This is a genomic window from Pseudomonas sp. RAC1, assembly GCF_030658255.1.
GTDB lineage: Bacteria > Pseudomonadota > Gammaproteobacteria > Pseudomonadales > Pseudomonadaceae > Aquipseudomonas > Aquipseudomonas boreofloridensis.
In genome coordinates this window covers 171,052-180,971 of sequence record NZ_JAUTXS020000029.1, presented here as the reverse complement: position 1 = coordinate 180,971, position 9,920 = coordinate 171,052, and the positions used below count along the sequence as shown (strand labels likewise).

The following is a 9,920-nucleotide window of genomic DNA, read 5'->3' as shown; positions in this document are numbered from 1 at the left end:
GTGGGGCGAGGTCTCCCACGGTCTGTACTGTTTGTGGACAGTCAGATTCGGCCTTTTCGTCCCACCACCCCTTCGAGTATCACCATACAAGCGGCCTTGTGTCGCGATTGGGACCTCGCAACGGTCCCAGGTTTTCAGCTTGCCGCAGGCATTGCCGGGACCGCTTTGCGGTCCAATCGCGACACAAGGCCGCTCCTACTGGGCCGCTGAAGATTTCAGAACGCATCAGGACAGGGAGTTGCAAGGGGTGTTGCGCCGCCTTGGTTCAGTCTTGCGCAGCGGCGGTGCCGAGGAACTTGCGCAGGAACTGGCGGGTGCGCTCGTGCTGCGGGTTGGCGAACAGCGCTTTGGCCTCGCCCTGCTCGACGATCACCCCCTGGTCGAAGAACACCACGCGGTTGGCCACGTCGCGGGCGAAGCTCATTTCGTGGGTGACGATGATCAGGGTGCGCTTTTCCTCCGCCAGGCCGCGGATGGTGGCCAGCACCTCGCCCACCAGTTCCGGGTCGAGGGCCGAGGTGGGCTCGTCGAACAGGATCACCTGCGGCTCCATGGCCAGGGCGCGGGCAATGGCCACTCGCTGCTGCTGACCGCCGGACAGGCGCCGTGGGTAGGCGTCTTCCTTGCCGGCCAGGCCGACCTTGGCCAGCAGTTGACGACCCAAGGCCACGGCCTGCTCGCGCGGGGTCTTCTTGACGATCACCGGCCCTTCGATGACGTTCTCCAGGGCGGTGCGGTGGGGAAACAGGTTGAAGCTCTGGAACACGAACCCGGCCTGCTGGCGCAGACGCCGAATGGCGCTTTGCTGAGCGCTGAGCGGGCGTGCGGCATCGATGTCGATGTCGCCGATGCGAATTCGCCCCGCATCGGGCGTCTCCAGCAGGTTCAGGCAGCGCAGGAAGGTGGTCTTGCCCGAGCCGCTGGGGCCGATGATGGCGATGACTTCACCGGCGGCGACGTTCAGGTCGATCCCCTTGAGCACGGTCTGGCCCTTGAACTGCTTGGTCAGGCCCTCTACGACGATCATCTTCAGTGCTCCTGGTCATGCTGGTTGACGCGCGCTTCCATGCGGTTCTGGAAGTAGGCCAGGACGCTGCAGAGGATCCAGTAGATCACCGCCACGGCCAGGTACATGGTGAACACTTCGAAGGTGCGCGCGGTGATCAACTGCGCCTGGCGGAACAGCTCCGGCACCTGGATGGTCGCGGCCAGGGCGGTGTCCTTGACCAGCGAGATGAAACTGTTGCCCAGCGGCGGCAGGGCGGTGCGCATGGCCTGGGGCAGGATCGCCCGGCGCATGGCCTGGGTGCGGGTCATGCCGATGCTGGCCGCCGCCTCCCATTGGCCCCGGTCGATGGAGGAAATGGCGGCGCGCAAGATCTCGCAGATGTACGCCGCCATGTTCAGCGACAGGCCGATCAGCGAGGCGGGGATCGGATCGAGCTCGATGCCGATCTGCGGCATGCCGAAATAGATCACGAACAACTGCACCAGCAAGGGCGTGCCGCGGAAGAACGAGACGTAGAGCCGCGCCAGCCAGTCCAGCGGCAGCATCTTCGACAGGCGCATCAGCGCCAGGGCGAAGCCCAGCACCAGGCCGAAGAACATACCGCCGACGCTGAGCAGCACCGTGTAGCCCGCGCCCTTGAGCAGGAAGGGCGCGGAGTCGATCACCAGTTGCAGGGTCTCAGGCATCATCGAGTGACATCGGCACCGAAGTATTTCTCGGACAGCTTGGCCAGCGTGCCGTCAGCCTTGAGCGTTTCCAGGGCCTTGTCGATTGCCGCGAGCAGCTCCGGTTCGCCCTTGCGCAGCGCCACGCCGGACTCCAGGCGCGAGAAGGCAGCGCCGGCCAGTTGCGTGTCCTTGGCCTTCTGCGCGTACTCCAGCGCCGCCAGGCGGTCGATCAGGATGGCGTCGATGCGGCCGTTGCGCAGGTCGGCGAACTTGCTTGGATCGTCTTCGTAGGTGCGCACGTCGGCCTTGGGCACGTCCTGCTTGACCCACTGTTCATAGTTGGTGCCCAGACCCACGCCGACCTTCTTGCCCGCCAGGTCCTGGGCGGTCTGGATGTTCAACTGCTCGGCCTTCTTCTTCAGCACCAGCGCCTGGATGCCGGAAACGGTGTAGGGCTCGGAGAAGTCGTACTTCTTCTTGCGTTCTTCGGAGATGGTGACCTGGTTGATCACCACGTCCAGGCGCTTGGATTCCAGCGCGGCGAGGATGCCGTCCCACTTGGTCGGCTGAACCTTGGCCTTGACCCCCAATTGCTTGGCCAGGAGCTCGGCCAGTTCCACTTCGAAGCCCGCCAGCTTGCCGTTTTCGTCGACGAAGCTGAACGGTGGGTAGGTGCCTTCCAGGCCGACGTTGATCACGCCTTTTTCCTGGATGGTCTTCAGTTCCTCGCCGGCGAAGGCGGCGTTGAACAGGCCGGCGCCCAGCAGGAGGGCCAGGCTGGCGTTCAGAAGGGGCTTGGTGAGTCGAGTCATGGCTGTTCCCGCACTGTTGTTAGAGTAGGTGGCGACTATAGGGGTGAGCCGTTAGCTCGGGAAATACTAAAAACGAAGCCGTTATTCCGTTGCGCTATGGAGCTGCGCACCGGGGCTGCGGCACTCGGCGCAGAATGGAATAAAGCGGTGTTTTTTCCAAGGGAAGAATTGCCGTAGAGTGATTCGCCTATCATCTGCGCCGATTCATCCGGCCGCCGCCAGCCAGGAGACCACCGTGAGCGAACATCCTTCCATCGGCCATTGGCAATTGCCGACCATCGTCAGCGAGCTGCGCCAGGCCCGTGACCAGTGGCGCAGCCGCAATGGCCGCTGCAGCAACAAGCAGGGCGGTCGCGAGCTGCCGTCGCGCGAGGCGGTGCGCGAGATCCTCGAACAGTTGTGCGGCGCGCTGTTTCCCATGCGCCTGGGCCCGGTGGACCTGCGCGAGGAAAGCGAAGACTTCTATGTCGGGCACACCCTGGATGCCGCGCTCACCTCGCTGCTGACCCAGGCGCGCCTGGAACTGCGCTATGCGGCGCGGCACGGCACTGTCGACGTCGAGGATGTCGACGCCCACGCCTTGAGCCTGATCCAGGGTTTCGCCGCTGCCCTGCCGCAGATGCGTGTGCTGCTCGACACCGACGTGCTGGCGGCGTATCACGGCGACCCGGCGGCGCGCAGCGTCGATGAGGTGCTGCTGTGCTATCCCGGCATCCTGGCGATCATCCATCACCGTCTGGCGCACCACCTGTACAAAGCCGGCCTGCCGCTGCTGGCGCGGATCAGCTCGGAGCTGGCGCACTCGGCCACGGGCATCGACATTCACCCCGGCGCGCAGATCGGCCCGAGTTTCTTCATCGACCATGGCACGGGCGTGGTGATCGGCGAGACGGCGATCATCGGCGAGCGGGTGCGTATCTACCAGGCGGTGACCCTGGGCGCCAAGCGTTTCCCCAGCGACGAATCCGGCACCCTGCACAAGGGCCTGGCGCGGCACCCGATCGTCGAGGACGACGTGGTGATCTACGCCGGTGCGACCATCCTCGGGCGCATCACCATCGGCAAGGGCTCGACCATCGGCGGTAACGTCTGGCTGACCCGCAGCGTGCCGGCCGAGAGCAATATCACCCAGGCTAATTTGCAGTTGGATTGTCAGGACAAGCAGTGAGGGATCAGCGGTTCCTGTGGCGATGAGCCTGGAACTGCTGGCGAAAAAGCAAGGTCAATCACTCGCCCGGTCAGCGGCCAACGGTCGCATCGAAGCTCGAACCGTGTTTAACTTGAACGCTTGTTCAATTTAAAACGCTGGTCCGCTGCCGGTGTTCAACAGGAGGATTCCCTTTGCTGAACCCGTTCAACCCGAACCTTTTCACCGCTGTCGAGGTGCGCCGTCCATGAGTGCACCGACCACTTCCCTTGCCAACGGCAAGGTCCGCATGAACCCGCCGGTGTTCTATTTCGCGGCAAGCTTCATCCTTATCTTCGGTCTCGTCGTCATCGCCAACCCCCAGGCGGCGGGCGACTGGCTGCTGGCCGCGCAGAACTGGGCGGCCAACACGGTCGGCTGGTACTACATGCTGGCCATGACCTTGTACCTGGTGTTCGTGGTGGTCACGGCCGTGTCCGGCTACGGCAAGATCAAGCTCGGCGCCGACCATGACGAGCCCGAGTTCAGTTACCTGTCCTGGGCCGGCATGCTGTTCGCCGCCGGCATCAGCATCACCTTGTTCTTCTTCTGCGTGTCCGAACCGCTGACCCACATGCTGCAGCCGCCCCAGGGCGAAGCGGGCACGGTCGAGGCCGGGCGCCAGGCCATGCAGATCCTGTTCCTGCACTGGGGCCTGCACGGCTGGGGCGTGTTCGCCTTCGTCGGCATGGCCCTGGCGTACTTCGCCTACCGCCACAACCTGCCATTGGCGCTGCGCTCGGCGCTGTATCCGCTGATCGGCAAGCGCATCAACGGGCCGATCGGCTATGCGGTGGACGGCTTCGGCATCATCGCCACGGTGTTCGGCTTGGGCGCGGACATGGGCTTCGGCGTGCTGCACCTCAATTCCGGCCTGGATTACCTGTTCGGCATCGACCACAGCCAATGGGTGCAGGTGCTGCTGATCGTGCTGATGATGGGCGCGGCGGTGGCCGTGGCGGTCGCCGGGGTGGAGAAGGGCGTGCGGGTGATGAGCGACATCAACCTGTTCCTGGCCTGCGCGCTGCTGCTGTTCGTGCTGTTCGCCGGTCCCACCCAGCACCTGTTCAATACCTTGATCCAGAACCTGGGCGACTACCTGGGCGCCTTGCCGCGCAAGAGTTTCGACGTCTATGCCTACGGCGAGAACCGTGACTGGCTGGGCGGCTGGACGGTGTTCTACTGGGCCTGGTGGATTGCCTGGTCGCCGTTCGTGGGGCTGTTCATCGCGCGCATCTCGCGCGGGCGCACCATCCGTGAATTCGTCTTCGGCGTGCTGCTGATTCCGCTGGGCTTCACCCTGGCCTGGATGTCGATCTTCGGCAACAGTGCCCTGGATCAGGTCATCAATCACGGCATGACCGCGCTGGGCCAGTCAGCCTTGGACAACCCGTCCATGAGCCTGTACCTGCTGCTGGAAACCTACCCCTGGAGCAAGACGGTGATCGCCGTCACCGTGTTCATCAGCTTCGTGTTCTTCGTCACCTCCGCCGACTCCGGCACCGTGGTGCTGTCGACCTTGTCGGCCAAGGGCGGGGACGCCGACGAAGACGGCCCGAACTGGCTGCGGATCTTCTGGGGCGCGATGACCGCGCTGGTCACCAGTGCGCTGCTGTTCGCCGGCAGCATCGACTCGCTCAAGTCGGCGGTGGTGCTCACCTCGTTGCCGTTCTCGCTGATTCTGCTGTGCATGATGTGGGGGCTGCACAAAGCGTTCTACCTGGAGAGCCAGCGGCGCATCGCGCAGATGCACTCGCTGGCGCCGTTCGCCCAGACCCGCCGTGGCCGGGGTGGCTGGCGGCACCGTCTGAGCCAGGCGGTGCACTTCCCATCGCGCGACGAGGTGTACCGCTTCATGGACGACGTGGTGCGTCCGGCGATCGCCGATGTGACCGAGGTGTTCGAGCAGAAGGGGCTGACCCTGATCACCCAGGACGACCCGAGCCATGACAACGTCAGCCTCAAGGTCGGCCACGGTGAGGAACAGCCCTTCATCTACCAAGTGCAGATGCGCGGCTACTTCACCCCGTCCTTCGCCCTGGGCGGCCTGGGCGCGCAGGAATTGAAGAACCGCCGTTACTACCGCGCCGAGGTGCACTTGGCCGAGGGCAGTCAGAACTACGATCTGGTCGGCTACAGCAAGGAGCAGATCATCAACGACATCCTCGACCAGTACGAGCGGCACATGCAGTTCCTGCATCTGGTCAGGTAGCACGCGGCGTTGTCGTGGTGAAGGCCTGCGCGGGTCGAGGGTGACCTGCGCAGGTGTTCAGAACGGCGCATCCCCGAGAATCGTCGCGCGGTGCATCACCCGCCGTTGCGGGCGGTAATCGTCCACCGCGTAATGCTGGGTCACGCGGTTGTCCCAGAACGCCACATCCCCCTCCTGCCAGCGCCAGCGGATGCTGAACTCCGGCCGCGTGGCGTGGGCGAACAGCAGCCTGAGCAGCGCCTCGCTCTCGTGTTCGGCCAGTTCGTTGATGCGCGTGGTGAAGCCTTCGTTGACGAACAGCGCCTTGCGTCCGCTGACCGGGTGGGTGCGCACCACCGGGTGCGACAGCGGCGGATGATTGCGCCGGGTGGCTTCCCAGCGTGCCAGGTCCTCGGCTGTGCTGCCGAAGCGCTCCAGCGGAAACGAGCGGGTGAAGTCGTGGGTGGCGCTGAGGCCGTCGAGCAGTCGCTGCAACGGTGCCGACAGTGCCTCGAACGCGGCGATGCCGCTGGCCCACAGGGTATCGCCGCCATAGGCGGGCACTTGCTTGGCGCTGAGCACCGCGCCCAGCGCCGGGGTCGGCAGAAAGGTCACGTCGGTGTGCCAGACGGCGTTGTCGCGCACGTCGGTGACCGCCGTGTCGAGGATCAGCACCTGGGGCGTTTCTGGCACGTTGGGGTAGATTGGGTGGATGTGCAGGTCGCCGAAGTGCGCGGCAAAACGCGCCTGCTGCGCCGGGGTGATGAATTGCTTGCGAAAGAACAGCACCTGGTGCTCGAGCAAGGCCTGTTCGAGGGTGTCGCGCTGCTCGGGAGGGAGCTCGCGCGACAGGTCGATGCCGTCGATCTGGGCGCCCAGCGCCGGGCTGAGGGGAGTGAGGGTCAGGCTCATGTCGGGGCTCGCTATGCAGGGGGCGAAGGTCAGTGGCTCTGTCCGTGCCAAGGCACCAGGCGGCGTTGCAGGGCGCGCAGGCCCATTTCCAGGGCGAAGGCGATCAGCGCGATGAGCACGATGCCGAGCACCACCACATCGGTGACCAGGAACTGCGCGGCCGACTGCACCATGAAGCCCAGGCCGCGGGTGGCGGCGATCAGTTCGGCGGCGACCAGGGTCGACCAACCGACGCCCAGGCCGATGCGCACGCCCGTGAGAATGTCGGGCAGGGCGCTGGGCAGGATCACATGGCGAATCAGTTGCGCCCGGCTCGCCCCCAGCGACTGCGCGGCGCGCAGCCGCGCTGGATCGACGGTGCGCACACCGGTGGCCGTGGCGATGGCGATCGGGGCGAAGATCGCCAGGTAGATCAGCAACACCTTCGACAGCTCGCCAATGCCGCACCAGATCACGATCAGCGGCAGATAGGCCAGTGGCGGGATGGGCCGGTAGAACTCGATCAGCGGGTCGAGCACGCCGCGCGCCACGCGGTTGCAACCGATGGCGACGCCGACCGGAATGGCCGTCAGCGTGGCCGCCAGCAGGGCGGCGCCGATGCGCCCGAGGCTGGCGCTCAGGTGCTGCCACAGGCTCATGTCCATGTAGCCCTGGGTCAGCAGCACCCAGCCCTTGACCAGAATATCGCCGGGCGACGGCAGGAACAGCGGCTCGACCCAGCCGGCGGCCGTCACCAGCCACCAGGCCAGTAGCAGACTGGCCAGGGTCAGGGCGCTGATCCAGCGAGTCGACAGCGCACGTCGTAGGTTGACGGTGGGCGACGCCGAGGCATGCGCTTTGCCGGTGACCGGCAGCTCCAGCGTATTCATGCGGACTCCTCGCGGTGCACACCGCGTTGGGCGAACACGCGCGACAGCACGTGCTCGCGGGTTTCGATGAAGCGCGGGTCGGACTTGATCGCCCGTGCCGATTCGCCAGCGGCGTAGCGCTGGCCGAAGTCCAGTTGCAGGCGCTCGACCACCCGTCCCGGATTGGGTGCCAGCAGAATCAGGTCGCTGGCCAGGAACACCGCTTCTTCGATGTCATGGGTGATCAGCAGCACCGGCTTGGCCGTGCGCTGCCACACCTGCAACAACAAGGTCTGCATCTGCTCGCGGGTGAAGGCATCGAGGGCGCCGAACGGCTCGTCCATCAGCAACAGCCGTGGGTCGGCGGCCAGGGCGCGGGCCAGGCCGACGCGCTGTTTCTGGCCGCCCGAGAGTTGCCAGGTGCGCCGCTCGGCGAACCCGGCCAGGTCGACCAGGGCCAGCATCTCGCGGGCCTTGGCTTCACGTTGTGCGCGGGGAATGCCGGCCAGTTCCAGGCCAAAGGCGACGTTGCCGAGCACGGTCTGCCAGGGCAGCAGCGCGTCGTCCTGGAACACCACGCCACGGTCGGCGCCGGGGCCGCGCACGGGTTGGCCATCGAGGGTGATGCGCCCGCCGCTGGGCGCGACGAAACCGGCGATCAGGTTCAGCAGCGAGGTCTTGCCGCTGCCCGAGGGGCCGAGCGCGACCAGCAGTTGGCCGGGGGCCAGGGTCAGGTTGATGTCATCCAGCACCGGGGTGCTGGCGCCGGGGTACTGTGCGCTGATGCGCTCCAGTTCGAGCAAGGCCATGGCGGGCTCCGATTGGCGCCGCGTGGCGCCTTCAACTGATCAGTCGGGCAGGTACTGGGCGGTGACGTAGGGCGCGTAGTCCGGCAGCACCGCCTCGACCTTGCCCTGTTCCTTGAGGAAGGCCGCGGTGTGGCTGAGCGCCTCGGTGGTGGGCGCGCCCAGCAAGGCCTTCTGCTCGGCGGCCAGCGGATAGACGTTGCCTTGCAGCAGGCCAGGGATGTCGGCGGCCTTGGCCCCGGACAACTTGGCCAGCGCGTTCACGTTGTGCGCATCGGCCAGCCAGGCTTGCGGATCCTTGCGATAGTCGGCGTAGGCATCGAGGGTGACCTGGGCGAAGGATTTGACGATTTGCGGGTGCTGCTCGGCGAAGTCCTTGCGCACGATCCAGGCGTCGAAGGTGGGCGCGCCTTTTTGCGCCAGCTCGCCGGAGGTGATCAGCACCTTGCCGGTTTCCTTGGCCACGCCCAGGGCCGGATCCCAGACATAGGTGGCGTCGATGTCGCCGCGCTTCCAGGCGGCGATGATCGCCGGCGGTGCGAGGTTGAGGATCTGCACCTTGGCGGGGTCGATGTTCCAGGCTTTCAGCGCCGCCAGCAGGCTGTAATGCCCGGTGGAGACAAAGGGCACGGCGACCTTCTTGCCGATCAGATCCTGCGGCGTATCGATGCCCTGGCGCGCGACCAGCGCCTCACCGGCGCCGATCTGGGTGGCGATCAGGAAGGTCTGCACCGGCACCTTGCGGGTGGTGGCGGCGGCCAGCGGGCTGGAACCCAGGTAGCCGATCTGCACGTCGCCGGAGGCCACGGCGGCGATGATGTCGGCGCCGTTGTCGAACTTGCGCCAATCGATGCTGGCGTGGCTGGCCTGTTCGTAGCGACCGGCGGCCTGGGCGACCTTGGCCGGATCGACGGTGGTCTGGTAGGCCACGGTCACGTCGGCAGCCTGGGCGAGACCGCCCAGGCTGCCGAGCAGCAAAGTGGCGAACAGGCGCGGCAGGGCAGGGGATGGCATGGGCGAACCTCGCGTCAAGCTGGAAAGAATGACGGCGAGCCTAAATGATCTAAGAAATCAAAAATAAATAACTTTTAAGAATTAGCTTAGGCAGCAATCTTTTGTGCTCGAAGCGGTCATCGAGCCCTTGTGAAATTTTCGTGAAAGGCTAAGCTCTGACGACTTTTGTTCGAATGTGACAGGCAAAGGTTTGCACATAACCTTCAGCGATCAGCCGTCGCGCCGATACAACAAAAGCAGCTGAAGGTTCCATCGTTATTCCGTAATAATCTGACCGTTTCACAAAACGGTCATTTTGGATTTATAGGATTGTCATTATCCTGTAGCGCAGGAAGCCTTAGACCAAAGTCGTGTAATACCCGGTAACGATTGACTTACCGGTCACACCTTGGTGCTAAATCGCTTACCCGGGGTGAGTGGGGCATGAAGATCCCACCGCCTGGAGAGTACAAAAATTAGAACGTAGAGGAGCAA

8 protein-coding genes and 1 pseudogene are annotated in these 9,920 nt (G+C 64.9%); 2 read left to right on the top strand and 7 right to left on the bottom strand.

Features of this window, described 5'->3' with window-relative positions; genetic code table 11:
* Nucleotides 1–265: 265 nt before the first annotated feature.
* From tcyN to tcyJ, 3 genes are read right to left on the bottom strand one after another with little or no spacing between them, the layout of a single operon-like run.
* Nucleotides 266–1,027, bottom strand: coding sequence for an L-cystine ABC transporter ATP-binding protein TcyN (gene tcyN / locus Q7C30_RS10075; protein ID WP_039581458.1), 762 nt, complete (start codon nucleotides 1,025–1,027; stop codon nucleotides 266–268).
* A gap of 2 nt (nucleotides 1,028–1,029) precedes the next feature.
* Nucleotides 1,030–1,695 (bottom strand): cystine ABC transporter permease, encoded by a 666-nt coding sequence (gene tcyL, locus Q7C30_RS10070; RefSeq protein ID WP_029612875.1) that lies wholly within the window; start codon nucleotides 1,693–1,695, stop codon nucleotides 1,030–1,032.
* Nucleotides 1,695–2,489, bottom strand: coding sequence for a cystine ABC transporter substrate-binding protein (gene tcyJ, locus Q7C30_RS10065; RefSeq protein WP_029612873.1), 795 nt, complete (start codon nucleotides 2,487–2,489; stop codon nucleotides 1,695–1,697). The genes tcyL and tcyJ overlap by 1 nt, the downstream gene beginning before the upstream one ends.
* Before the next feature lie 235 nt (nucleotides 2,490–2,724).
* Between tcyJ and epsC the strand changes: the two genes are divergently transcribed.
* Nucleotides 2,725–3,657 (top strand): serine O-acetyltransferase EpsC, encoded by a 933-nt coding sequence (epsC, locus tag Q7C30_RS10060; protein WP_317871412.1) that lies wholly within the window; start codon nucleotides 2,725–2,727, stop codon nucleotides 3,655–3,657.
* A gap of 268 nt (nucleotides 3,658–3,925) precedes the next feature.
* Nucleotides 3,926–5,887 carry a choline transporter BetT gene (gene betT / locus Q7C30_RS10055; protein ID WP_209435543.1) on the top strand — a complete coding sequence of 654 codons (1,962 nt, stop codon included), beginning with the start codon at nucleotides 3,926–3,928 and terminating at the stop codon, nucleotides 5,885–5,887.
* A gap of 57 nt (nucleotides 5,888–5,944) precedes the next feature.
* Here the strand turns inward: betT and tauD are convergent, their stop codons facing one another.
* From tauD to tauA, 4 genes and pseudogenes are all read right to left on the bottom strand, one after another.
* On the bottom strand, nucleotides 5,945–6,778 hold the full coding sequence (gene tauD, locus Q7C30_RS10050; protein WP_116889698.1) for a taurine dioxygenase: 834 nt from the start codon (nucleotides 6,776–6,778) through the stop codon (nucleotides 5,945–5,947).
* A 29-nt stretch (nucleotides 6,779–6,807) separates the two neighbouring features.
* The gene (gene tauC, locus Q7C30_RS10045) at nucleotides 6,808–7,647 is read right to left on the bottom strand and encodes a taurine ABC transporter permease TauC (RefSeq protein ID WP_317871411.1); all 840 of its coding nucleotides are present in this window, start codon (nucleotides 7,645–7,647) and stop codon (nucleotides 6,808–6,810) included.
* Nucleotides 7,644–8,435: a taurine ABC transporter ATP-binding subunit gene (gene tauB, locus Q7C30_RS10040; protein WP_029612871.1), complete on the bottom strand. Its 792-nt coding sequence runs from the start codon at nucleotides 8,433–8,435 to the stop codon at nucleotides 7,644–7,646. The genes tauC and tauB overlap by 4 nt, the downstream gene beginning before the upstream one ends.
* A 39-nt stretch (nucleotides 8,436–8,474) precedes the next feature.
* Nucleotides 8,475–9,383: pseudogene (gene tauA / locus Q7C30_RS10035) on the bottom strand (taurine ABC transporter substrate-binding protein); the annotation flags it as partial.
* Between the last annotated feature and the right edge of the window lie 537 nt (nucleotides 9,384–9,920).